Genomic DNA, 23,701 nt, shown 5'->3' on the forward strand with positions numbered 1-23,701 from the left:
GAGCCGAATGAATGATCCGCTGATACCGCCAGACCGGGCTGCCCTTCCTGATTTTCAGGATGGGCAGTTTTTTGCATTTAAGGATGATGTCATTTTTACCCCCCTGGTTCAGGAGGGCTGCATCGTCTGGATGAACGGGCGGCACCCTTTTTCGAACGGGGCTTTCATCCTCGCCACGGCGGTCAGCGATGAGGCGGAAGCGGACGCGACGCAACTGCTGAAAAATGAATTTCTGCTGCGTCCCTACCTGTCCGACGCCTGGGCGGTGAAACCCGCTGCCTGCACGCAGTATCGCGGCCGATACGCGCTGGTCTATCCGTCTTTTGCCTTTGACTCCCTGGCCCGCATAACGGGGCAGCCAATGGCCTGCATTGCCAGCTTCCTGGAGCTTGCCATCCGGATATGTGCCCCACTGCGTCAGATGCACAGGCACAACCTGATCCACGGCGATATCAAGCCGGGTAACATCTTCATCCAGGGCGATACCTCATGCCGCCTTGCCGGGTTTGGTCTGACGACGGGCACTGCGGAAGAGTTAAAACAAACCCGCCTGCCGTTTTTTGGCGGCACGCTCGCCTATATGTCGCCCGAACACACTTCGCGCACGCAAAGATCGGTGGACAGCCGCAGCGATCTCTATAGCCTTGGCATCGTCTTTTATGAACTGCTGACCGGATCTTTGCCCTTCGACCTCCGCGAAGGCGGCCTGGAGGAGTGGACGCATCACCATATCGCTTCGGAGCCACGCCCGCCTCATTTGTTGCGCGAACAGGTACCGGCCATGCTTTCGACGCTGGTCCTGCGGTTGTTGGCCAAGTCGCCCGATAACCGTTACCAAACGGTCGATGGGCTGGTCGCTGACCTGCGCCGCTGTCAGGCCACCTTGACCGCTGACAACGACATCATGCCCTTTCCTCCCGGGTTGCAGGATCGCACACCTGAGTTTCATCTCGCCGAGACGTTGTACACTCCCCATCCACAGGGCCGCGAGCTTATCGCCGCATTCGACAAGGTTAATCAGAGCGGAACCCACACGCTTGCGGTCATCAGCGGGCCTTCAGGCATCGGTAAATCCTCGCTGATTGCTTCAGCGTTAAAAGAGCTGAAAAACCGACGCACGCTGCTTGCCGTGGGTAAAGTCGACCAGTTCTCGTCGTCGCTGCCTTATGGGGTGCTGACCTCCGCCTTCCGGGCGCTAACCCTGAAACTGTTGGGGTTGCCGGCAGACGATGTCGCTCTCTGGAAAACCCGCCTGGCGCGCACGCTGGACGGTTACGAGGGGCTGGCCATTAACCTGGTGCCGGAACTGGGTCTGCTGCTGGAGCGGAAATCCCGGCAGGCCCCCGACGCACTGTCGACCGATGCCCGGGCCCGCTTTAATCTTATGATAGTCAGCCTGGTCAATACCTTTGCCACCCCCGGCTGTCCGCTGGTGTTGTTGATTGACGATCTTCACTGGATCGATGTCGCCAGCTTGCAGGTGCTGGAATATCTGCTTAAAAACAGCGATGCGCTGCCGTTACTGTTGGTGGTTGCCCTGCGCGATCCCTCTTCAACGGACAACCTTTCGGTGTCTGAGGCGCTGGGCCGGCTTCGTGATGCGGCTCAACGTAAAATCGACATCATACCGGCGCCGCTCTCGGTTAAAGCCGTCGCTCGCTGGCTGGCCGACGTCTTCCAGCGGCGCTCAACCGACACCCTCGACCTGGCTCGGCTGATACATGAAAAAACCCGCGGCAACCCGCTGTTCGTGCATGAGTTTTTCAAACGTATCGTCGATGACGGCCTGGTGACGCACAACAAATATCAAGGCAAGTGGTATTACGACGTGCCGACCATTCAGGCACGTCATTACACCGAAAACGTCGTCGGTCTGGTCTTGCTGCAACTGGAGAAAATGCCCGAAGAAACCCGCAAGCTGTTAGGCAGCCTGGCCTGCCTGGGTAGCAGCGGTGAGCTTGGCACCATTAGCCGCGTCCTGAACCTCTCCGATACGGATATCCGCTATCAACTGCACCCTGCGGTTACCGCCCAGTTGATTACCCTGTCTGCCGACACCTATACGTTCCCCCACGATCGCGTGCAGGAAGCGGCCTTCGCCCTGCTGGATGCCGGCGAACGGGGGCATCTGCACCTCACGACGGCCAGCCTGCTGGCCGAAGCTTCACGCCAGGCGGCGGGCAATGAGATGCTGTTCCGCGCCATTCATCATGTGTCCGCAGCCATTGACTGCGTACAACCGCCACCACAGCGCAAAATGTTCCGCGAATTGAGCATGCTGGCGGCCCGCCGCGCGAAGCGTTCCGGAGATTACCTCTCCGCACAGCGATATCTACAGACCGCCCGTGCACTCGGCGGCCCTGCGTCTGATAATGCGTCCGATTTCGCGCTGGAGCTGGAGGAAGCCGAATGCGCGTTTTTACTGGGTGACCTGGTCACGGCACGGCATTTGAGTGACCGGTTGCTGGGTTCGCCTGGCGGGTTGGCGGAAAAAATCTCCGCCGCCAATTTGCTGGCGGAAGTGCATATGCGCCAGTCGGATAACCCGCTGGCGCTGGAGACCGCATTATGCTGGCTGACGGTATCCGGCATTACACTTAACCGACACCCCGATGATGCGGAATGCGAGGCGGCCTGGAAAATGCTCCACGCCCGTATCGGTGAGAGCCCGGCCGCTATTTTCAATCAATTGCCGCTCATGGCTAATCCTGAAACGGAAGCCGCGATGAGTTTGCTGGCCCGTGCCGGCCTGTCCGCCAGCTTCATCAGCCCACGCCTGCACTTCATGTTGCTTTGCCAGATGCTGCATCTGACGCTGGAACACGGCATTACCGGCGCCTCAACGTCGGCAATGGGCTGGTTTGGCGTGCTGATTGGTCACCGCTATGACGAATATCGATTGGGTTTCAAATATGCGGTGCTGGCTCGTGAACTCGTGACGCGCCACGGTTACAGCGTTTACGAAGCGAGAACGCTGCTGCCACTCGATCAGTTGAGCGTCTGGACCCAGCCGCTCTCCTACACCACCGAATGCGCCAAAGCCTGCTTCACGGCGGCGGTGACGCACGGCGATCTGACCGTCGCCTCTTTTGCCGCCTGTCATCAAATCATTAACTTTTTAAGCCGCGGCGATCATCTCGATAACGTGCTGACCAGCATCGAACGGGGGCTGGCCTTTGTGCGGAAATCCCATTTTCCGGACGTTGAGCGCATTATGTTGATCCAGCGGCATTATGTTGAGCACTTGCGCACCGTCTCTCCCGGATATTGGGGCGGCATAGATGCGCTGCCCGACTCGCTGCTGCCGACCGCGCCGGAACAGGCGCCGCAGCAAATGTCCACCATGATGTTCTGGTTCTGGCTGTATCGGGGCATGGCGCATTTTGTCGCCGGCGAATACCTTCAGGCGGAAACGTCGCTGAAACAGGCTGAATCCTTTGCCTGGTCTGCGCCGGGGCATATCCACCTGCTGGATTTGCATCTGTACAGCGCGCTGACGTTAACCACTCAACTGACACCGGATACCTTTTCCGTCGAGCACCGGCGCAAGCTGCAAAAACACCATGACAAAATCGCGCTTTGGGCGCGCATTAATCCAGGCACATTCGCCGACAAAGAGGCGTTGGTGTATGCGGAGATTGTCCGCCTTGACGGCATGAACAGCATTGCGCTCGAGCAATATGAAAAAGCGGTAAGGCTCTCGCGGGACTCGGGTTTCAACCCCTGCAATGCGCTGGCTCATGAACTCGCGGGCCGCTTCGCGCTCAGTTGCGGCTACCATACTGCCGCTGATGCTCACTTTCGGGGCGCAATGGCGGCATGGGGGCGTGCAGGTGCTCAGGCCAAGGTGAATCAACTGAAACGGATTTATCCCCATCTGGTGTCCCCCGGCCAGGCCACGCCTTATGACACCATCGCCTTTGCCCAGAATGAAGAAATCCGCGATCTGCAAAGTGTCATCAAAGCATCGCGTGCACTGTCTGAAGAGATCAATCTGGAGCGGCTGATTCAGATACTGATGACCATGCTGCTGGAGCGTGCCGGTGCCCAGCGCGGCCTGTTGATCCGCGTATTGGATAACAACATTCCTGAAATCGAGGCGAGCGCCTATACCGGCAGCGACGGCGTCAGGGTGCGGATCATAAAAGATGTGCCGATGGCCACCGACATGCCGCTGTCGATACTGTCGGCCGTGATCCGCACAGGGCAAGAAATACGCACCGGAAAACCGGAAGAGTTCAGTCCCTTCTCGCAGGATCCTTACCTCGTGACTTCCGGCGCTGCCGTCTTGTGCGTGCCGATGTTCAAGCAGGCGCGGCTGGTCGGCGTGTTGTACCTCGAAAACCGTTTAATGCCTGAAATCTTCACCGCCGAGCATTCGAAAGTGGTTAACCTGCTCGGCGCGCATGCCGCCGTCTCGCTCGAAACCGCAAGGCTGTATGCCGAATTGCTTGAGGAGAACATTCAGCGCAGACGGGTGGAGAAAGAGCTCAGAGCAAGCCAGACCTCGCTGATGCTGGGCGAGCAGATCAGCCATACCGGCAGTTGGCGTTGGGAGCTGGAGCAGGACCTGATGTTCATGTCCGAAGAATATGCCCGTATTCTCGGCCTGCCCGAAAAGCAGAAAATGATTTCTATGGCGGAATTTCTTACCTTCGTTCATCCGGACGACTATGCGCGCGTCAGCACCGTCGTCACCGACGGGGTGAGAGACGGGCTGCCTCTGCGGGCCGAGTTTCGCATCATGAGCGCGGATGGCGTTTGCCGCTACATATTGGGCATAGGTAACCCGGTCGGCGTAGGCACCGAGGTCTATGAATACTACGGCACCATCACCGACATCACCGCCCAGCGACAGACGGAGGACGCCGTCAGGGTCGCCCAGGCCGAACTGGCCCGCGTTTCCCGCGCGACCACCGTCGGCCAGTTGACCTCGTCCATTGCGCACGAAATCAATCAACCCTTGATGTCGATTGTCTCGAACGCCGGGGCAAGCCTGCGCTGGCTGAACCACGACCCTGTCCGGCATGACAATATTCGTACGGGGCTGGAGGAGATCATTGCAGAAGGCCAGCGCGCAGGTGAAATCATTCGCAGCCTGCAAACCCTGACGCGCAAGCAGGAGCCGGTCTTTTCCCGTATTGATCTGCACTATCTTGTCCGCCATATCATGACCCTGTCACGCAGCGAAATTGAGCAGCGCCGCGTGGCAGTGGAGTATGAACTGAAGGCCGCCGACAGCTTCATCTTTGGCGATAGCGTTCAAATTCAACAGGTATTGATTAACCTGGTGATGAACGCGATCGAGGCTCTGTCTGAGGTGAGCGATCGTACGCGAACGCTAAGGATAACCACGCTAAATCCCGATGACAAAACGGTCGAGTTACGTATCGCGGACAACGGAATCGGGCTGGATCCTGAGGTAATGGAACGGGTTTTTGATTCTTTCTACACCACAAAAGCACAAGGAATGGGGATGGGGTTGACCATCAGCCTCGCCATTATTGAACGCCATCGGGGCGCACTGAAAGCGCAGGCAGTGGAACCCTACGGCAGTTGCTTCAGTTTTGTGGTGCCAACTGTCAGCAATGAGGATGCGATGAAGCCACAATGAACACAGGAAGTTGCGTGATCATCGGGTGAAATTCCGGTGGCCCGTCTCAGCCAAACTGCCTCGACTGAGGCGGACCACCGGGTTAGCGGCTACAGCAGCAGCGCCAGCTCCATCGCCGCACGTTGCAACTGTGGCAGCACCCGCTCACGCAGCTCCGCCGAGGAAATTTGCGAAGCATTGACCCCAACGTTCATTGCCGCCACCACGCCGCCGCCCTTGCGCGAATGCATCGGCACCGCGATCGAACGCAGGCCAATCTCCAGTTGCTGATCGTTGATGGCATATCCCTGCCTGCGCACTTTAGCCAACTGTTCACGCAACTGTTCCGCGCTGGTCACGGTGTGCTCGGTCAGTGGTTCGAAGGTCACCCGCGACAGATAGTCCTCCAGTTGTTCCTCATTCAGCGCACTGAGCAAAACCAGCCCCATTGACGTGGCGTAGGCCGGCAAGCGGCTGCCGCGCCCCAGATCAATCGTCATGATGCGCTTCACCGAGGCGCGAGCGATATACAAAATGTTGTCGCCGTCGAGCGTTGCCACCGAGCAGGACTCGTTAAGCAGCTTGCTGAGGTAATCCAGCGAATTCTGCGCCGCCTTCGCCAGTTCGGAAGAGGAAAGATAAGCGTGACCGATGGTCAGCACCCGCGGCAGCAGCCGATAATGTCGGCCGTCGGGGCAATGCACAAAACCCAGCGCCCGCAAAGTGTAGAGGCAACGGCGCACCGCGGCGCGCGGAATACCGGTAATCTGGCTGATTTCGGAAACCGACATCTGCGAATATTGCGGCTGGAAGGCCTGCAACACCTCTAACCCCCGGGCCAGCGAAGCCATAAAGTTGGGATCGCCCTTGTACTTATCATTGCTTAAATCGCCGATCTCCTGCAGCCGGCGCAGCTCCCCGCCGCCAAATTCCGAAACATCACCCATCCAGATCCCCTTTCTTTCGATGACGCTCGGGCTGATACGCCCGAAGTGCCGAAAACAGCGCCGAAACAACGCCAAATATCGATTTAGTTACCTGCATCACAAAATGAGCAACTCACTCACCAATATTTCGATAATCGCACAATGCGCTGATATTCGCACTTGTCGCTGTATTTTTCATCATTTAATTTAGAGCCAGAACCACCCGTGTGACGCTGAATTAACCGTAGCCTACTCAGGAGAGCAGATGATCGATAAAAACGTGGCATCCGCAGACGCCGCCGTCGCCGATATACCGGATGGCGCCACCCTTATGGTCGGCGGTTTTGGCCCGGCCGGCCAGCCCTGTGCCCTGCTGGATGCGCTGATCCGTCACCGCCCGCGCGAGCTGACGCTGATCAGCAATAACGCCGGTAACGGGGATTTCGGTCTGGCCGCGCTGCTAAAGGCTGGCTGTGTGCGCAAAGTGGTGTGCTCTTTTCCGCGCCAGTCCGACTCCTGGGTATTTGACGATCTGTACCGCCGCGGCGAACTGGAACTGGAGCTGATCCCTCAGGGCAATCTGGCCGCCCGCATTCAGGCCGGCGGTTCCGGCCTCGGCGGCTTCTACACACCGACCGGTTACGGCACCAAACTGGCGGAAGGCAAGGAAACCCGTGAGATAGACGGCCGCCAGTATGTGTTTGAGCTGCCGCTGAAGGCCGATTTTGCTCTGATCAAGGCTGAAAAAGGCGACCGCTGGGGCAATCTGCTGTATTCCAAAACCGGGCGCAACTTCGGGCCGATCATGGCGATGGCTGCCCATTGCACCATTGCTGAAATCAATCAGTTAGTACCGCTGGGTGAGCTGGATCCCGAAACCATCATCACGCCGGGGATCTTCGTGCAACGCCTGGTAACCTCCCCGGCAAGCGCAGCGCAGCTGTCGGCTTAAGGAACGGACTTATGTCAAAACTCACTCATCAGCAGTTGGCCGAGCGCATTGCGCGCGACATCCCGGAAGGCGCCTATGTGAATCTGGGCATCGGCATCCCGACGCAGATCGCCAACTACCTGCCGGCGGACAAAGAAATTTTCCTGCACAGCGAAAACGGCATCCTTGGCATGGGCCCTGCACCGGCAGAGGGACAGGAGGATCCTGATCTGATCAACGCCGGCAAACAGCCGGTCACCCTGCTGAAAGGCGGTTGCTTTTTCCATCACGGCGACTCTTTCGCCATGATGCGCGGCGGCCACCTGGATATCTGCGTACTGGGGGCTTATCAGGTCTCCGAACAGGGTGATTTGGCCAACTGGAGCACCGGCGCACCGGGGGCCATTCCGGCGGTCGGCGGCGCGATGGATTTGGCGATTGGCGCGCGTCAGGTCTTTGTGATGACCGAACACCTGACCAAAAAAGGCGACTGCAAGATTGTCAGCCACTGCACCTATCCTTTGACTGGCGTCGGCTGCATTGATCGCATCTACAGTGACCTGGCGGTGATGGACGTGACGCCTCAGGGCCTGGTGGTACGCGAAATATTCGGCGGGCTGACCCCGCAACAATTACAGGAAGTCACCCCGGTCGAGTTGACCTTTGCCCTTCAGCACGGAGAACCAACGCATGAATCCAGCCTATCTGTGTGACGCCGTTCGTACGCCTTTTGGCCGCCTGAACGGCAGTCTCGCCACTGTCCGCGCCGACGATCTGGCCGCCCTGCCACTGAGAGCGCTACAGGCGCGCCACCCGCAGCTTGACTGGAGCGCGGTAGACGACGTGTTGCTCGGCTGCGCCAACCAGGCGGGGGAAGATAACCGCAACGTGGCGCGCATGGCGCTGCTGCTGGCCGGCCTACCGGTGCAGATCCCCGGTTGCACCCTCAACCGTCTGTGCGGCTCCAGTCTGGATGCCGTGGCGATGGCGGCCCGCGCCATCAAAACCGGTGAAAGCGAGTTGATGATTGCCGGTGGCGTGGAAAGCATGTCGCGGGCGCCGTTTGTGATGGGCAAAGCGGAGAGCGCCTTTAGCCGGGCGATGAAAATAGAAGACACCACCATGGGCTGGCGGTTTATCAATCCGCAAATGCAGGCGCAATACGGTGTGGACTCTATGCCGCAGACCGCTGAAAACGTGGCCCTGAAGTTTGGCATTAGCCGCCAGGATCAGGATGCTTTCGCCCTGCGCAGCCAGCAACGCACCGCAGCGGCCCAGGAAAGCGGTTTCTTTGCCGAGCAACTGATTGAAGTCAGTCTGGCGCAGAAAAAAGGCGACCCGCTGGTGTTCCGCCAGGATGAACATCCGCGCACCACTACGCTCGAGGCGCTGGCGAAGTTGAAACCGGTAGTTAATCCGCAGGGTACCGTCACCGCCGGTAATGCCTCCGGACTGAACGACGGCGCCTGCGCACTGTTGCTGGCTGGTGAACGCGGGGTGGCACGCCACGGCTTGCAACCAATGGCGCGCATTGTCGCCAGCGCCGTGACCGGCATTGAACCTTCGATTATGGGCTTTGCGCCAACAGAGGCAGTGCGCAAAGTGCTGCAAATCGCCGGTCTGACACTCGATCAAATGGACGTTATCGAGCTTAACGAAGCCTTTGCAGCGCAGGCGCTGGCGGTGACTCGTGAGCTGGGACTGAGTGACGACGCCGCACAGGTGAACCCGAACGGCGGCGCGATTGCGCTGGGCCATCCGCTGGGCGCTTCCGGTGGCAGGCTGGTAATGAACGCCGCCTGGCAATTGCAGAAAACGCGGGGACGCTACGGGTTGTGCACCATGTGCATCGGCGTTGGCCAAGGTATTGCGCTGATCATCGAACGGGTATGAATATGGCCATCGACTATCGCCTCGATGGCCGCGCCGGTGCGCCGCTGTTGGTATTATCCAACTCACTCGGCACCACCTTCGACATGTGGCAGGCGCAGTTGCCGGCATGGTGCGAACACTTTCGCGTGTTGCGCTACAACCAACGCGGCCACGGTGCAACCCCCTTGCCGGAAACCCCGCTGCGGCTGGAAACGCTGGGCAATGACGTTATCGCCTTGCTCGACCGGCTGGGTGCGCCAAGCACCCACTTTTGCGGCATTTCGATGGGCGGGTTGACCGGGCTGTGGCTCAATCGCTACCACCCGCAACGCATTGATCGTTTGGTAGTGGCGAATACCGCCGCGCGCATCGGCAGCGCCGAAGGCTGGCAGTTGCGTGCGCAGCAAGTACGTTGCGAAGGGTTGGCGGCGGTGGCCGCCGCATCCCCTTCCCGCTGGTTCACCGAAGCCTTTTTGCAGCGCTCGCCGCAGCAGGTTGCTGCGCTGGTTGACGGCCTGGCAGCAGGCGACACCGCCGGTTACGCCGCCTGCTGCGACGCGCTGGCGCAGGCCGATCTTCGTGACCAGACCTGCCAGATGGCGCGGCCGATGTTGGTCATTGCGGGGGAGCATGATCCGGTCACCACCGTGGCGGACGCCGAGTTTTTGGTCGCCAACGCGCCACATGCCCGGTTAAACGTGTTGCCGGCCTCGCATATTTCCAACGTGGCCTGCGCAGAAGCGTTCGGCCAAAGCGTTATCGAGTTCCTGACCGAGAAAGGATGACGGGCTGGCGGGCCTGTCATTTTTCCGTGATTCGTTGCCCCAGCGCATCAATCACCGGCTCGCCGTCTTCTTTGCTGAACGGACCCTGCTGGACATCCGGCAGGATATCCAGCACCGCCTCCGACGGACGGCACAGCCGCGTGCCCAACGGCGTCACCACGATCGGCCGGTTAATCAAAATCGGTTGCTGCAACATAAAGTCGATCAGTTGAGCATCGCTCCACTGCGCGCCTGCCAGCCCCAGTTGTTGGTAAAGTTCGACGTTTTTTCGCAGCAACTCACGCACGGAAATGCCCATGTCGGCAATCAGTTTGACCAGTTGGGCACGGCTGGGTGGCATCTCCAGATACAAGATCACCACAGGCTCCACGCCGCTGTTACGGATTAATGCCAGCGTATTGCGCGAGGTGCCGCAGGCCGGGTTATGGTAAATGGTTATCTGGCTCATGGGGTTCTCTCTTGTTAACACTAAAGCGACAGGCGCAGGGCCAGAGCGGCCAACGCGACAAACAACACCGGAAGAGTCATCACTATCCCCACCCGGAAGTAATATCTCCAGGTGATGACGATATTTTTCTGCGACAGCACATGCAGCCACAGCAGCGTAGCCAGGCTGCCGATCGGGGTAATTTTCGGCCCCAGATCGCTGCCTATTACGTTGGCGTAAATCATCGCCTGCTTGATCACGCCGTCCGCGTTGCTGCCGTCGATCGACAGCGCGCCCACCAGCACCGTCGGCATGTTATTCATGATCGAAGACAGGAACGCCGCCAGGAAGCCGGTACCTAACGTAGCCACCCACAGCCCCCGTTCGGCCAAGCCATCCAGCATACCGGACAGCAGGTCGGTTAATCCCGCGTTGCGCAGACCGTAGACCACCAGGTACATGCCCAACGAGAACACCACGATCTGCCAGGGCGCACCACGCAACACTTTACCGGTATCAATCGCATGCCCCCTTTTCGCCACTGCCAGCAGGATCAACGCCCCCACCGCGGCGACCAGACTGACCGGTATGCCAAGCGGCTCCAGGCCAAAGAAACCCACCAGCAGCAGGGCCAACACGCCCCAACCGGCTTTAAAGGTCGGCAAATCGCGGATCGCCTGGCGCGGCGGTCGCAGCAGCGCCAGGTCATAGTTCACCGGAATATCCTTGCGAAAATACAGGTGCAGCATCACCAACGTTGCGACAATGGCGGCAATGTCCACCGGCACCATCACGGCGGCATACTGAGTAAAGCTCAGCTTGAAAAAATCCGCCGAGACGATGTTCACCAGATTAGAGACCACCAGCGGCAGGCTGGCTGTGTCGGCAATAAATCCCGCCGCCATCACGAACGCCAGCGTGGCGCCCGAGCTGAACCCCAGCGCCAGCAGCATCGCAATCACAATCGGCGTAAGGATCAGCGCCGCGCCGTCGTTGGCGAACAGCGCCGCCACGCTGGCCCCCAGCAACACAATATAGGTGAACAACCACCGCCCTTTGCCCTTGCCCCAGCGCGCAACGTGCAGCGCCGCCCACTCAAAGAAGCCGGATTCATCCAGCAGCAGGCTGATGACGATCACCGCGATAAAGGTCGCCGTGGCGTTCCAGACAATGTGCCAAACCAGCGGAATATCAGCGGGATGTACCACGCCGGTCAGCAGCGCCAGCACCGCCCCGAGCGAGGCGCTCCAGCCAATGCCCAACCCTTTTGGCTGCCAGATCACCAAAATGAGCGTCAGAATAAAAATTGCCCCAGCCAGTACCATCATCGCTCCCTGGCGCACCACGCCATAAATACATATGTTTTTTCGAATATATAAGAACAAATTTTTTAACGTTACCGGCAGAGTGCCTGGCCACCCGTTGCAGCTTGCTGCGCCAGTTCGGTAAACCGTTGCTGCTGGCTGAGCCAGGCTTGCTCGATAATCGCTGCAGCCCAGGCCGGCATATGCGGTGACAACCGGTAAAAGATCCACTTACCTTCACGGCGATCGAGCAACAGGCCGCTTTCACGCAGCATAGCAAGATGACGGGAAATTTTGGGCTGCGACTCGTCTAACGCGCCGGACAGCTCGCATACGCACAGTTCCCCCGCCTGGCGCAACAATAACACCAGGTTCAGCCGGGTGTCGTCCGACAGATTTTTAAACAGTTTTAGCGGTGTCAGTGATGGCATAGATTTCTCTCCGAATGATAACCGCCATCATAATCCGCAACCGGGCGATGTCAATAACACATATGGATAATCAAATGTAATGATCGTTTTACAGGGCATCCGCGAACGTCAAGGCCCTACTGACGCACTATACTGAGTACACCGCCGTAGATCTGGAGATGTATGATGCCGCTACCCTTCAAACGTTCGGAAAGGCTTACCCTTGGTACGGAGATAGAACTGCAGCTGGTGGATAATGAAAGCTGCGATCTGTCGCACAAGGCCGACCGGGTGGTGAAGGACGTCGGCGACAAAAAACGCGTCAAGCACGAGCTGACTAAATCGATGGTGGAATTAAACAGCTCGGTGCATACCAATATCGGTGAACTGTTGGCCGAACTGAACGAGTTGACCGGGAAGATACGCGCCAGCGCGCAGCGCATTGATTGCGACGTCTGCGGTGGAGGCCGCCATCTGAGCAACGACTGGCGTCAACAGGTCATTACCGACTCCGAACGCTACAAATTGCTGGCCAGCCGCTTTGGCTACCTCTCCAAGCTGGCCTGCGTGTTCGGCCAACATATCCATATCGGCGTCAACGACGGTGATGAGGCTATGTATCTGTGCCATGCCATGACGCCCTATTTGCCGCATCTGATTGCCTTGAGTGCCTCTTCGCCGCTCTACCAGGGCGTCGATACCCTGTTTGCCAGTTCCCGTTTCAGCGCGCAAAACTCTTTCCCCAACTACGGCTGCCTTGAGCAAATCTATAATTGGGACGAATTCACTGTCTATTATGAAAGACTGACCAGTGCCGGGGTGATTGAAGGTATCAAAGACATTTATTGGGACGTGCGTCCAAAGCCGGAGTTAGGTACGGTGGAAGTCAGGGTCTGCGATACGCCGTTGCATATACACCATGCGGCCACATTAGCCGGTTACTGCCGGCTACTGGCCAGATACCTGTTGGATAACAGACAAAGGGTTGTTGCGGAATATGTCGCCTTTACCAACTACAACAAGATCAATGCCTGCCGCCACGGCTTTGGCGCCGACTATGTGGATCCCGCCACGCTGCGCCGCTGCAGCCTGACATCGCATATGCTGGACACACTCGCCGCCCTGCGGCCTGGCCTGCAAAACAGTGAAGAAAACGCGCTGCTCGATAATGTTGAGCATTACGTCAAGATCGCGCTGAACGATGCGGACCGCATACGCCGCCTGCGGCATAACGGCCTGCAGCAAAAGGACGTGATCAAACAACTCTGCCACGAACTGTTGCAACCGCCGCATTAAAACGGCTCACCACCACACAGGTTTCAGCTATCGATTCCATACGCCAAAGCGACTGTTCATTACGTGCTATTCCCCTACAATCAGCCTTAACAAAACACCATTTATTCTCACCGGGGGCACGATGTACAATTTCTCACGCTATCAGGCAAAAGAACTGGCGCTGGCTTATATGAGCGGCAAGAAACACGATCTTTCGCCGCAAGAATTTCTGCAGCAGTTGAAAAACAGCGAAAGATCTTTTGAATACTTGCTGAAGCACGGCGCCGAGCAGCCGCGCGAAGTGTTGGTAAAAAGCTTTTAAACCCCACCGTGGCCTTCGCCGGTGGCATGCCGAACAGGCGTGCGTATTCCCGGCTGAATGACAATGCGTTTTCATGTCTGACGTTGAACGTCCCAATAAGGCCGTTCCCCACCCAAGTGCGCCAGCAGGAAATCGACAAAGGCCATGACTTTCGCCGGCACGTGTTTGCGTTCCGGGTACACGGCATAAATCGCGTGTTCAGGCAGCTTGTAATCCGGCAACAGTTCGACCAACCGCCCCTGCGCGAGATCGTCACCGACGATAAAGGTCGGCATCTGACAAATACCCAGGCCGGCGAGCAACGCTTCACGTAGCGCCTCACTGTTATTCACCTGGTAATTCCCTCTCGGCTGAAAACGCACCGCCCCTTCAGGCCCCTGAAACTGCCATTCGCTGCCGGCGCGGTAGTAGCTGTAAAACAGGCAGTTATGCTGTGCCAACTGCGCCAGATCCTTTGGCGTGCCGCAGCGCGTCAGGTAAGCCGGTGCAGCGCACAATACGCTGTAGCAAGGCGCGATACGCCGGGCAATCAGGCTCGAATCGGCAAGCCGCCCTATGCGGATCGCCAGGTCATAGCCCCCTTCCACCAGATCGACCAGCTTATCGTCCATCATCATATTGATTTCCACCTCCGGGCAGGTAGCCAAAAAAACCGGAATCAACGGCGCAATATGCAAACGGCCGAACACCATCGGCACGCTGAGCCGCAAAATGCCCTGCGGCTGCCCCTGCAAGCGCGTGATGGCGTCTTCCCCTTCTTGCGCCACCGCGCAGGCGTTCCGGGCATAACCAAAATACTGCTCGCCCGCTTCGGTCAGGCTCAGACTGCGGGTGGTGCGATGCAGCAACTGCACGCCCAGCGAGCCTTCCAGCTGGGTAATGCGTTTACTTACCGCAGACTTGGTAATGCCCAGCCGCTGGCCGGCCGCTGAAAAACTGCCGCATTCCACTACCGCCACAAACAGCGGGATCGCCGCAAAATTATCGGTCATTTATCGTCAACTTTTACTCAACAATGAGTTTCCATTGTAGTGGATTATGACGATAACAAAAACAATGTACGCTGTTCGCCACTGTAAAAATGGAACCTGACATGATGATACGCGGACGTTTTTCCGATCCTTTGCTGGCGTTAACCGCCGGTGCTTTGCTGGCCCTGATGATCAGTGTCAACAGCGGACTGGCGAGCTATAACAGCCCGCTATTCGCTTCGTGGGTGGCTCATGGCGTTGGCGCGATCGCCGCCTGGTTGTTGCTGCAGTTGCTGCTGAGCCGCCGCGCGCTCCTCTCTTCTGCGACGGTGCCGGCGCCCCCCCCGCTGGGCCTATTTGGGCGGTATTCCCGGTGCCCTGACCGTGGTAGTGGCCGCCATCACCGTCAATAGCCCGCTGGCGCTTGCCGGTAGCCTGGCGCTCATGCTTACCGGTCAGGTGTTGTTCGGCATGCTTTCCGACAGCCGCGGTTGGTTTGGCGTCATTCAACGCCGCCTGCGCACCAACGACATTATCGCCACGCTGCTGATCCTCTCCGGCTGCGCCCTGCTTATTTTTCTGAGATAACCGCCATGCTAACCTTGGTATTCCTCGCGCTGTTCAATGGCGTCTGCATCAGCATCAGCCGCGCGGTCAATGGCCGCCTGGCGTTGAGTCGCGGCGCTTTCCAAGCCTCGCTCTGCAATCACATCGTCGGTTTTTTGTTCCTCAGCCTGCTGCTGGCGACGGGGAGCGGGTTCAATGGCCTCCCGCTGGGTCATGCCCCGTGGGGAGCCTACTTCGGCGGGGTCATCGGTGCGCTGTTCGTGGCGCTGAACAGCTATGTGTTGCCGCGCCTTGGCACGCTGCGCGCCGCACTGCTGATTATCAGCGGCCAAATGCTGGCGGGCGTCATCATCGATCGCCTGCGCGACAGCGGCGCTCCAGTCGGTACGCAGATCTTGGGGGTCGGGCTGATCCTGCTCGGCGTCGCTCTGGCGCGGATGGAAAAACCCCTTATTACGCTGATCCATGACGTTTTTAAATTGCGCGAATAATTCGCCTTTAGAAGCGAATAAATTCAAAATTCGCATTCAGATACGAATAATTGACATATTCGTATTTAGGTGCGAATTTTAACGGTAAGCTATCGCTTCAGAGCAGAGAAAGACATGCAAACGCAACTCAGCGTAATCACCGGTGATCTGGTCAACTCCCGGCAGTTCGACACCGCAAATTACATTACCGGGCTGAAAGCCCTGCTCAACCGGCTGCAACAGGCCAATCTTATACAGCGGTTCGAGATTTTCCGCGGCGACGGCTTCCAGGCGGTGGCCGAATCGCAATCCGGCCTGCTGCTGGCGGCGTATATCCGTATCGCACTCAAAGCAATGGACGCCGGCCAGTGGGACGCCCGCATCGCGGTAGGCCTGGGAGACGGCCAGGAACGAGCGGCCGGTTATGCCAGCGCCTTTGTGAATTCCGGTCACGCGCTGGACAGCCTGGATAAAAATTGCAGGCTGGCTCTGAAAAATGACAATGCCGAGACGAATGCCATTGTCAGCGATCTGTTGCCAATGTTAGATCATGTGATTGGCCGTCTGTCGCAGACCGAGGCGCAGATAGTACAGGCGCGGATGTTTGCCGCCACCAACCTGGAAGTGGCAGAGAAACTGCATAAAGCCGCATCCACGGTCTCCGCAACGCTAAAACGCGCAGCCTATGAGGAGATCATGCGATTTATTCACGCGATTAACAGGATCACCTGAAGATGGATTTAACCTACGCGCCATTGCTGACCTGGTTGCTGATTGTACATTTGCTGGCTGATTTCCCGCTGCAACCGCTCAGTTGGGTAGAGGATAAAATTCGCCGTCGCGCGCGTTCGCGTTTCCTGCTGTTGCATGCCTTGCTGCACGGCATATTGGCCGCCTGTGCGGTGGCGAGTTTCGGTCTGCTGCATGGCGGGCTCTCCGCCGCAGCGGCGCTGGCTACTTTGCCGGTTATCGCTATCAGCCACTATTTTATCGACCTGCTGAAAGTCACCCTCCTGGCCCGCCTCAGCCGAGCCGGCGGCTTTCTTCTCGATCAATGCCTGCATCTGACGGTGATTGTTCTGTTATGGCTGTGCCTGACGCCAGAACCCCGCAGCCTGATCGCCACGCTTGGCGCCGCCGCTACCGGCAGGCAGTTTGGGCTGATGTTACTGGCGTATTTAGTGATTTATATGCCGATGGGCGTACTGATTGGGCAATTGCTGGCGCACTGGACACCGCAAATGCCGCCCTCGGCCAAAGCCGACAGCGATTCGCTGTTACGCGCAGGCAAGCAGATTGGCTACCTGGAAAGGACGCTGATCCTGACGTTTGTGTTGATCGGCCAAATTCCGGCGATCGGCTTTTTGCTGGCCGCAAAGTCTATTTTTCGCTTTGGCGACCTGCGGCAGAGCGATGATAAAATGCGTACCGAGTATGTGCTGCTCGGCACGCTGTTTTCCTTTACTCTGACCATCTTGCTCGGTCTGCTGGTAAAAAAATTGTTATAACCGCCGGGCATTGCGCCCGGCGGTCAGGGTCATTACAGCCACTCACCGAAGCGGCGAATATAGAAACGCTTCATCATCTGCGCGACGACGCAGTAGCTGACCAGCGTGCCGGCCAGCCACGGGAAGTATTCCCACGGCAAGGGCTGCAAGCCGACCCAGGCACCAAGCGGCGAGAACGGCAGATAAATGCCCAGCGCCATTACCAGCGCCGTGGTCAGCAGAACCGGCAATGCGGCGGTACTTTGGATGAACGGGATCTTCTGGGTACGCAGCATATGCACCACCAGCGTTTGCGACAGCAACCCTTCAATAAACCAGCCGGACTGGAACAATGCCTGATGCTCGACGCTGTTGGCGGCGAAGACGAACCACATCAGCGCATAGGTGGTGATATCAAAAATGGATGAGGTTGGCCCAATCCACAGCATAAAGCGGCCGATGTTCTTCGCATCCCACTTGCGCGGCTTACGCAGAAACTCTTTGTCCATCTTGTCCCACGGCAGCGACAGCTGGGAAATATCGTACATCAGGTTCTGAATCAACAGGTGGATCGCCAACATCGGCAAGAACGGGATAAACGCACTGGCCACCAGCACCGAAAACACGTTGCCGAAGTTGGAGCTGGCGGTCATGTTCAGGTATTTGATGATATTGCCGAAGGTTTCACGGCCTTTGATTACCCCTTCTTCCAGCACCATCAGGTTTTTTTCCAGCAGAATGATGTCCGCCGACTCCTTGGCGATGTCGGTGCCGGTATCCACCGATATACCGACGTCCGCATCGCGCAGCGCCGGGGCATCGTTAATACCGTCGCCGAGGAACCCGACGGTGTGGCCATTCGCCTGCAACATCTTCAACACCCGCGATTTCTGTAGCGGTGTCAGTTTGGTAAAGACCATGCGTTGCTCCACTTCACGCGCCAGCGTTTCATCGTCCATCTGTTCGATTTGCGGGCCGGAGAGCGGCTCGCCCGGCTCCAGCCCGACGTCGCGACAAATCTTGCAGGTGATCACCGGATTATCGCCGGTCAATACCTTCACCGCCACGCCGTTTTCCTGTAGTGCAGAGATTGCTTCCTGCGCGCTCTCCTTCGGCGGATCGAGGAAGGTCAGGACGCCCTGGATCACCATATCGCGCTCATCGGCCACGCTCAGCGGCAAGGGAGCTTTCTGCTCACCCAGCTCCCGCGTCGCCAGCACCAGCACGCGGAATCCATCCTCATTATACTGGGCGGCAAGCGCCTGCAGCGCCGCACGCCGCGCCTCATCCAGCACCAGCGTCTGCTGCCCCTCGCGCACGTGGGTGGCGATGTCCAGCATCTCCTCCACCGCCCCTTTGCAGATCAGCCGCTGTTGGCCATTGTCATCCGCCACCACGATCGACAGACGGCGTCGTACAAAATCGAACGGCAGCTCATCCACCTTGCTAAAACGCCCCAGCGCCTCGATGCCCGACTTACCGCGCCCGAATCGGATCACCGCCTGATCCATCAGATTTTTCATGCCGCTTTGGTGGGCGCTGTTCAACCATGCCAGGTGCAGCACCTCATTATCTTTGGCACCGCCGGCGTCCAGATGATGCTCGAGGATGATGCGATCCTGGGTCAGGGTGCCGGTTTTATCCGTACAGAGCACGTCCATAGCACCGAAGTTCTGGATAGCATTCAGGCGCTTGACCACCACTTTGCGCCGCGACATGGCAATCGCGCCCTTCGCCAGGTTGGAACTGACGATCATCGGCAGCATCTCCGGTGTCAATCCCACCGCCACCGCCAAAGCAAACAGCACCGCTTCGCTCCAGTCGCCCTTGGTAAAGCCGTTGATCAGCAACACAATCGGCACCATAACCAGCATAAAGCGGATCAACAGCCAACTGACGCTGTTCACCCCACGATCGAAGGCCGTTTGCGAACGGGAACCGACGATCGACTTGGCCAACGAGCCAAAATAGGTGCGCCCGGCGGTCGCCACCACGACCGCCGTGGCGGTGCCGCTGGCGACGTTGGTGCCCATCAGGCAGATATTCGGCAGTTCCAACAGCGCATGCTCGCTGGAGACTTCCTCCTCGCTCGATTTTTGGCTGACGTTGCCCATCGCATCGTATTTCTCGATCGGGATTGCCTCCCCGGTCAGGATCGCCTGGCTGATGAACAGATCGCGTGAGGCAAGCAGGCGCACGTCCGCCGGCACCATGTCCCCGGCGGAAAGCTGGATGATATCTCCCGGCACCAGTTCGCGAATTGCCACTTCCAGCGTCAAGGGCTGCGCGCTGTAGCTGCTGCGGCGCAATACCGTTGCGGTAGTGCGCACCATCGATTTCAGCGTTTCCGCTGCCTTGTTGGTCCGGTATTCCTGCCAGAAACGCAGCAACCCGCTGAGTGAGACCATCACCAGTATGATTATCACGCCAATGAGATCGGTTTCTTCACCGCGCCGGAGAGGCAACCAGTAATCGGTAAAGAAACTGATCGCAGCCAACACCATAAGAACAAAGATAAAAGGGTTATTAAATGCGCCAATCAGTTGCACCAGCGCATGCGGCGCTTTCTCATGGGCAACCTGGTTAACGCCAAATTGCTCCAGGCGTTCATCAGCATCATCCTGGGTCAGGCCATTACGATTGCATTTTAAATTTGCCAGCGTCTGGTCGACGCTGTTTTTCGCCTCTTGCGCGATGGCGTAAGGTGCCTCTTTTTTATCGCGACGGCGTAGGTTGTCATTAATATAGGTCATAACGCTATTCTCTTATCTTATTCTGCGCACAGGGTTACCTCACCTGATTAACAGGCGAATAGGCGCAGAGTGGAATTTATTTAATCAGTGTAATTGCCGGATTTTATAACCACAGGCAATCACGTCGAACAATCAATATTATGGGGTCATCGTCCATGACGCCTCCTTACCACCAAATGAAGTGAATATTAATGAAGAATTAAACGGGCAATTCAGAAGCCACTCGCCAGCGTACGGCGCTCACGCTTTTTTCCAGGCTGACGCGGCAGACAATACCCTCTATTTCTTTTTGCGCGGCGGGATTGGCCGTTATCTCGGCACAAACCTCAAGCTGACCGGGAATGGATATATCGGCGCTGCGCAAAGATTGCAATCTTAGTGCCACGCCGTTCAGCGCCTGCAATATCAGAGTGCGTACCAGTATTTCATCTTGTTCGCCGCAGGTAACCTGAATGCGATAACACAGTTCCAGATCGGTCGCCTGCTGCTGAGGTTGCAGATTGATGCGCTGCGCCGCTTCTCGCAGCAGAATATTCGCGCACAGGATCACCAGCGTCGCCAGTACTGCATTCCAGTACTGCCCCAGGCCGCACAGCACGCCAATCGCCGCCGAACACCACAGCGTGGCGGCGGTATTCAAGCCACGGATGTTCAGCCCTTCACGCATGATCACCCCGGCGCCCAGAAAGCCGATGCCGGAAACAATCTGCGCGGCAACCCGCCCGGCGCTGGAAGGATCGGTGGACATGGAGCTGAGGATAAACACCGCCGCACCGGTGGCCACCAGCGCATTGGTGCGCAGGCCGGCCATACGCTGACGCCACTGCCGCTCAGCGCCAATAACCGCACCCAGGCTCATCGCCAGTAATAGATTTAAAACAAAAGGAGTCATAGCCATGACTGTCCCCTTAATAAACTGCAGGAGATAAAATCATGTGCTTTTTAGCACACGCGAAATTGCGCCAATAATATATTAGCGAACGAACGCGTCAGTGCCTGGAGGGAAAAGGCTGTGACTGCAAATTGCCATAATAACGTCCAAATCAATTCACCTGATGCCATTGGGCCTCAGGTACAACAATGAGATTCGGGTTTGCACAGCTCGGAATAAAAAGAGAGGGGTGCTGCCCGCCGTTTTCGGCAAGCAACAAATCAGAAGAGGATTGGTCAGCTTGCCTTATTTATATCGCTACAACTAAAACTGTCCAATTGTGTTTCCTCACTGAAATTTTGGCTGAGTATAGTGACGCAGAGTAATGATGTAAAGGCGAATTTATTAAACAGAAATTAAACTGCATAACGCCATTTATTTGACGCGCTACGCAATCTGCCGCGTTGGCTTTGGGTGATACGCTTATTATCTATAGACTAGCATCTCAACAGGACATTAATCCCCGAAGGACAGCCAATCCGATGAACATGCTTCGCCTTTCCATCAGTTTCGCCCTGTTTGCCGCCTTCCCCACCGACGCCCTGTTACTGCAACAGGGAACGGCACGTTTTGACATCGACCCGGCCACGCTGCAAATCGCAACAGGCAAAACCATCGTCAATCAGGCTCAGGCCGCACAAACCGTGGCCGAACTGCAAAGCACGCCAACGCAGGCCCGTTGGCAATGGCCGGACAGCGCCATGCAGGTGTCCGCCAGGCTTGAGGACGGCGATCTGCATCTTAGTTTCAACACCCGCCGGGCGCAGACGTTGAATTGGTTCACCCTGCCGCAGCAGGCCGACACCCTGTTGCTGCCAATAGGTGAAGGCAGTCGTATCCCGCTGGAAAATGCCGTCTGGCAGCGGTATCTGGTTAAGGAAATGACGCCGCTGGATACCAATTGGGATCTGAAGTTGCCGCTGTGGAGCCTGGAGCGACAGGGCAAGGTGTATAGCTGGCTTCTGCTTACGCCGTTCAGCAATCAGGTCAACTTTGCCAACGCAAAAGGCGTATTCAGCATGCGCAGTAGCCACCAGTTCAACCGTTTTAATCAGCAACAGGCTTTCGACGTATTGCTGCATGTGGGTAAAACGCCATTATCCGGCGCGCGTCGTTATCGCCAGTATTTGCAGCAAAGCGGCCAGTTCAGCAGTCTGCGCGATAAAATCCGCACGGCCCCGGAGGGTGAAAAGCTGATTGGTGCCACGCATATCTATCTGTGGGGCGACAAACTGCTGGCACCCGCTGACGTGAAAAACTGGCCGGGCTTGCTGTCCTGGCTCATCTCCCCGCCTGGCGAAACGCTGCGGCAGAAAATGGATGCCGAAAACCAGAAAGCGCTGCGCCAACTGGCGGGAAAAACGCCGGAGGGCTGGCAACAACTGACGCTGATCGACGCGCTGAACCAGGCGCTGGTCACGCTGACGCCGCTCAACGCTACGCCGGACGATCCAGACTTCCTGGAAGCGCAACATCGGCAGGCCGTCAGCGTGCGCGAGCTGGCGCAGCGGCAGCTTGGCGCCTATCTGGCACCGGCAGACAGCTGGGGCCAGGGGCTGGCGAAACCACTGATCGAGGCGCTGCATCAGGCCGGGTTGCCGCGCCTGTGGTTGGGCACCGATAATTGGACCGCCGAGTTTCTGCATCCGCAGGTGGTGGAGAGCGCCAAGACATTGGGCTATCTCATCGCCAGTTACGACTCTTACGACACGGCGATTCCCCGCGGAGTCAACGACGGTTGGCTGACGGCCCAGTTGCCGACAGCACTGCGTGAAGACTGTGCCATCGTACGCGCCGACGGCACTAAAAAACCCGGTTTCGGCAAGCAAGGCTACTACCTGAATCCCGGTTGCGTATTGCCCTATTCCCAACAACGCATGCGCAGCCTGGTACAACTGGCCGGGCTGAACAGCCTGTTCCTTGACGTTGACGGCACCGGAATGGTGTCTGATGACTATCAGCCCAATCACCCTACCGGCGCTGCGCAAATGGCGCAGGCGCGCAACGCGCGACTGGCCTGGTTCAGCGACACGCTAAAACTGCCGCTTGGTTCTGAGGATGGCAATGCGGTGACCGCCCGCCACATCATGTTTGCCCACGGCATGGAAACCTGGGGCTTCGGCTGGGGTGACAAGCAGATGAATCAGGATAAATCCTCGCCCTACTATCTGGGTGCCTGGTGGCCAAATGCCCAGCCGGCCTTTTTCTTCAGCCCGGCCAAGGTCAAAGAACCCTACCGAACGGTGGAGTTTGATCCGCGCTACCGCCTGCCGCTGTACCAGGCGGTGTTTCACGATGCCGTTATCACCAGCCACCACTGGAATTACGACAACCTGAAATTCAGCGATGTCAAAACCGCGCGCAGCCTGCTCAGCCAGTTGTACAACACCGCGCCGATGTTCCACCTCAACCGCGCTACCCTGCAAGCACGTCTGCCGGAGATCAAGCGGGCCGATACGGCGTTCCGCCCGCTGCATCAGGCGTTGTGGGATAAGGCGCTGACGGACTTCCGCTGGCTGGATACGGCGGGTTGGGTACAGCAAACCACCTTCAGCGACGGTTCAACGTTGACCGCCAACTTTGGCAACCAGCCGTTCGAGGGCATCGCCGCCCAGAGCCTGCATGCCAAACTGGCGGACGGTCGCACCCTGAACATCACGCAATAGCAACTCCGGCC

Annotated in this window: 18 protein-coding genes and 1 pseudogene; 12 read left to right on the forward strand and 7 right to left on the reverse strand. The window is 57.8% G+C overall.

The genetic code is table 11. From position 1 onward, the window contains the following. The first annotated feature begins 7 nt into the window (after window positions 1–7). The gene (locus JEM67_RS17380; RefSeq protein ID WP_199634794.1) at window positions 8–5,614 is read left to right on the forward strand and encodes an ATP-binding sensor histidine kinase; all 5,607 of its coding nucleotides are present in this window, start codon (window positions 8–10) and stop codon (window positions 5,612–5,614) included. Between the two features lie 89 nt (window positions 5,615–5,703). Here the strand turns inward: JEM67_RS17380 and JEM67_RS17385 are convergent, their stop codons facing one another. Continuing rightward, window positions 5,704–6,540 carry an IclR family transcriptional regulator domain-containing protein gene (locus JEM67_RS17385; protein WP_199634793.1) on the reverse strand — a complete coding sequence of 279 codons (837 nt, stop codon included), beginning with the start codon at window positions 6,538–6,540 and terminating at the stop codon, window positions 5,704–5,706. Window positions 6,541–6,784: 244 nt separating this feature from the next. Between JEM67_RS17385 and JEM67_RS17390 the strand changes: the two genes are divergently transcribed. The 4 genes from JEM67_RS17390 to pcaD are packed head-to-tail and all read left to right on the forward strand — an operon-like array spanning window position 6,785 to window position 10,107. After that, entirely contained in the window at window positions 6,785–7,471 is a 687-nt protein-coding gene (locus JEM67_RS17390) for a 3-oxoacid CoA-transferase subunit A (protein WP_199634792.1), read from the forward strand. 11 nt (window positions 7,472–7,482) lie between these two features. Next, window positions 7,483–8,163, forward strand: coding sequence for a 3-oxoacid CoA-transferase subunit B (locus JEM67_RS17395; RefSeq protein WP_199634791.1), 681 nt, complete (start codon window positions 7,483–7,485; stop codon window positions 8,161–8,163). After that, the gene (gene pcaF, locus JEM67_RS17400; RefSeq protein ID WP_199634790.1) at window positions 8,141–9,343 is read left to right on the forward strand and encodes a 3-oxoadipyl-CoA thiolase; all 1,203 of its coding nucleotides are present in this window, start codon (window positions 8,141–8,143) and stop codon (window positions 9,341–9,343) included. The genes JEM67_RS17395 and pcaF overlap by 23 nt, the downstream gene beginning before the upstream one ends. Beyond that, complete coding sequence (gene pcaD, locus JEM67_RS17405; protein WP_199634789.1) at window positions 9,340–10,107, forward strand: 3-oxoadipate enol-lactonase; 768 nt, start codon at window positions 9,340–9,342, stop codon at window positions 10,105–10,107. The genes pcaF and pcaD overlap by 4 nt, the downstream gene beginning before the upstream one ends. Before the next feature lie 16 nt (window positions 10,108–10,123). Here pcaD and arsC read toward each other — a convergent pair whose 3' ends face one another. The 3 genes from arsC to JEM67_RS17420 form a co-directional block, all read right to left on the reverse strand. Further along, the gene (gene arsC, locus JEM67_RS17410) at window positions 10,124–10,555 is read right to left on the reverse strand and encodes a glutaredoxin-dependent arsenate reductase (RefSeq protein ID WP_199634788.1); all 432 of its coding nucleotides are present in this window, start codon (window positions 10,553–10,555) and stop codon (window positions 10,124–10,126) included. A 20-nt stretch (window positions 10,556–10,575) separates the two neighbouring features. Next, a complete protein-coding gene (locus JEM67_RS17415; RefSeq protein ID WP_199634957.1) occupies window positions 10,576–11,859 on the reverse strand; it encodes an arsenic transporter in 1,284 nt (427 codons plus the stop codon). 71 nt (window positions 11,860–11,930) lie between these two features. After that, window positions 11,931–12,269, reverse strand: coding sequence for a metalloregulator ArsR/SmtB family transcription factor (locus JEM67_RS17420; RefSeq protein WP_199634787.1), 339 nt, complete (start codon window positions 12,267–12,269; stop codon window positions 11,931–11,933). 165 nt (window positions 12,270–12,434) lie between these two features. Here JEM67_RS17420 and JEM67_RS17425 point away from each other — a divergent pair, with 165 nt between their 5' ends. Continuing rightward, window positions 12,435–13,544 carry a YbdK family carboxylate-amine ligase gene (locus JEM67_RS17425; RefSeq protein WP_199634956.1) on the forward strand — a complete coding sequence of 370 codons (1,110 nt, stop codon included), beginning with the start codon at window positions 12,435–12,437 and terminating at the stop codon, window positions 13,542–13,544. Window positions 13,545–13,665: 121 nt separating this feature from the next. Next, complete coding sequence (locus tag JEM67_RS17430) at window positions 13,666–13,845, forward strand: hypothetical protein (RefSeq protein ID WP_199634786.1); 180 nt, start codon at window positions 13,666–13,668, stop codon at window positions 13,843–13,845. Between the two features lie 71 nt (window positions 13,846–13,916). Here JEM67_RS17430 and JEM67_RS17435 read toward each other — a convergent pair whose 3' ends face one another. Further along, entirely contained in the window at window positions 13,917–14,837 is a 921-nt protein-coding gene (locus JEM67_RS17435; RefSeq protein ID WP_199634785.1) for a LysR family transcriptional regulator, read from the reverse strand. A gap of 101 nt (window positions 14,838–14,938) precedes the next feature. On the opposite strand from JEM67_RS17435, the pseudogene JEM67_RS17440 reads away from it, so the two are divergent. The 4 genes and pseudogenes from JEM67_RS17440 (at window position 14,939) to JEM67_RS17455 (ending at window position 17,361) form a co-directional block, all read left to right on the forward strand. Continuing rightward, a pseudogene (locus tag JEM67_RS17440) lies at window positions 14,939–15,404 on the forward strand (DMT family transporter). A gap of 5 nt (window positions 15,405–15,409) precedes the next feature. Continuing rightward, on the forward strand, window positions 15,410–15,874 hold the full coding sequence (locus JEM67_RS17445) for a DMT family transporter (RefSeq protein ID WP_199634784.1): 465 nt from the start codon (window positions 15,410–15,412) through the stop codon (window positions 15,872–15,874). Between the two features lie 114 nt (window positions 15,875–15,988). Then, window positions 15,989–16,585, forward strand: coding sequence for a hypothetical protein (locus JEM67_RS17450; RefSeq protein WP_013813548.1), 597 nt, complete (start codon window positions 15,989–15,991; stop codon window positions 16,583–16,585). Between the two features lie 2 nt (window positions 16,586–16,587). Continuing rightward, on the forward strand, window positions 16,588–17,361 hold the full coding sequence (locus tag JEM67_RS17455) for a DUF3307 domain-containing protein (protein WP_199634783.1): 774 nt from the start codon (window positions 16,588–16,590) through the stop codon (window positions 17,359–17,361). 32 nt (window positions 17,362–17,393) lie between these two features. On the opposite strand, the gene mgtA is transcribed toward JEM67_RS17455, so the two are convergent. Both mgtA and JEM67_RS17465 read right to left on the reverse strand, forming a co-directional pair. Then, entirely contained in the window at window positions 17,394–20,093 is a 2,700-nt protein-coding gene (gene mgtA, locus JEM67_RS17460; RefSeq protein WP_199634782.1) for a magnesium-translocating P-type ATPase, read from the reverse strand. A gap of 199 nt (window positions 20,094–20,292) precedes the next feature. Next, the gene (locus JEM67_RS17465; protein ID WP_004946253.1) at window positions 20,293–20,991 is read right to left on the reverse strand and encodes an MgtC family protein; all 699 of its coding nucleotides are present in this window, start codon (window positions 20,989–20,991) and stop codon (window positions 20,293–20,295) included. A 515-nt stretch (window positions 20,992–21,506) separates the two neighbouring features. Here JEM67_RS17465 and JEM67_RS17470 point away from each other — a divergent pair. Continuing rightward, on the forward strand, window positions 21,507–23,690 hold the full coding sequence (locus tag JEM67_RS17470; RefSeq protein ID WP_199634781.1) for a glycoside hydrolase: 2,184 nt from the start codon (window positions 21,507–21,509) through the stop codon (window positions 23,688–23,690). Window positions 23,691–23,701: the final 11 nt, after the last annotated feature.

Origin of the sequence: Serratia sp. PAMC26656 (genome assembly GCF_016469055.2) — a bacterium.
Taxonomy (GTDB): domain Bacteria; phylum Pseudomonadota; class Gammaproteobacteria; order Enterobacterales; family Enterobacteriaceae; genus Serratia; species Serratia plymuthica.

Bases quoted from the DNA above. Each gene is read 5' to 3' on its own strand.
- mgtA (WP_199634782.1), bottom strand. From the start codon at position 20,093: ATGACCTATATTAATGACAACCTACGCCGTCGCGATAAAAAAGAGGCA.
- JEM67_RS17415 (WP_199634957.1), bottom strand. From the start codon at position 11,859: ATGGTACTGGCTGGGGCAATTTTTATTCTGACGCTCATTTTGGTGATC.
- JEM67_RS17380 (WP_199634794.1), top strand. From the start codon at position 8: ATGAATGATCCGCTGATACCGCCAGACCGGGCTGCCCTTCCTGATTTT.
- pcaD (WP_199634789.1), top strand. From the start codon at position 9,340: ATGAATATGGCCATCGACTATCGCCTCGATGGCCGCGCCGGTGCGCCG.
- JEM67_RS17420 (WP_199634787.1), bottom strand. From the start codon at position 12,269: ATGCCATCACTGACACCGCTAAAACTGTTTAAAAATCTGTCGGACGAC.
- JEM67_RS17395 (WP_199634791.1), top strand. From the start codon at position 7,483: ATGTCAAAACTCACTCATCAGCAGTTGGCCGAGCGCATTGCGCGCGAC.
- arsC (WP_199634788.1), bottom strand. From the start codon at position 10,555: ATGAGCCAGATAACCATTTACCATAACCCGGCCTGCGGCACCTCGCGC.
- JEM67_RS17445 (WP_199634784.1), top strand. From the start codon at position 15,410: ATGCTAACCTTGGTATTCCTCGCGCTGTTCAATGGCGTCTGCATCAGC.
- JEM67_RS17425 (WP_199634956.1), top strand. From the start codon at position 12,435: ATGCCGCTACCCTTCAAACGTTCGGAAAGGCTTACCCTTGGTACGGAG.
- JEM67_RS17470 (WP_199634781.1), top strand. From the start codon at position 21,507: ATGAACATGCTTCGCCTTTCCATCAGTTTCGCCCTGTTTGCCGCCTTC.
- JEM67_RS17435 (WP_199634785.1), bottom strand. From the start codon at position 14,837: ATGACCGATAATTTTGCGGCGATCCCGCTGTTTGTGGCGGTAGTGGAA.
- JEM67_RS17465 (WP_004946253.1), bottom strand. From the start codon at position 20,991: ATGGCTATGACTCCTTTTGTTTTAAATCTATTACTGGCGATGAGCCTG.
- pcaF (WP_199634790.1), top strand. From the start codon at position 8,141: ATGAATCCAGCCTATCTGTGTGACGCCGTTCGTACGCCTTTTGGCCGC.
- JEM67_RS17390 (WP_199634792.1), top strand. From the start codon at position 6,785: ATGATCGATAAAAACGTGGCATCCGCAGACGCCGCCGTCGCCGATATA.
- JEM67_RS17455 (WP_199634783.1), top strand. From the start codon at position 16,588: ATGGATTTAACCTACGCGCCATTGCTGACCTGGTTGCTGATTGTACAT.
- JEM67_RS17430 (WP_199634786.1), top strand. From the start codon at position 13,666: ATGTACAATTTCTCACGCTATCAGGCAAAAGAACTGGCGCTGGCTTAT.
- JEM67_RS17450 (WP_013813548.1), top strand. From the start codon at position 15,989: ATGCAAACGCAACTCAGCGTAATCACCGGTGATCTGGTCAACTCCCGG.
- JEM67_RS17385 (WP_199634793.1), bottom strand. From the start codon at position 6,540: ATGGGTGATGTTTCGGAATTTGGCGGCGGGGAGCTGCGCCGGCTGCAG.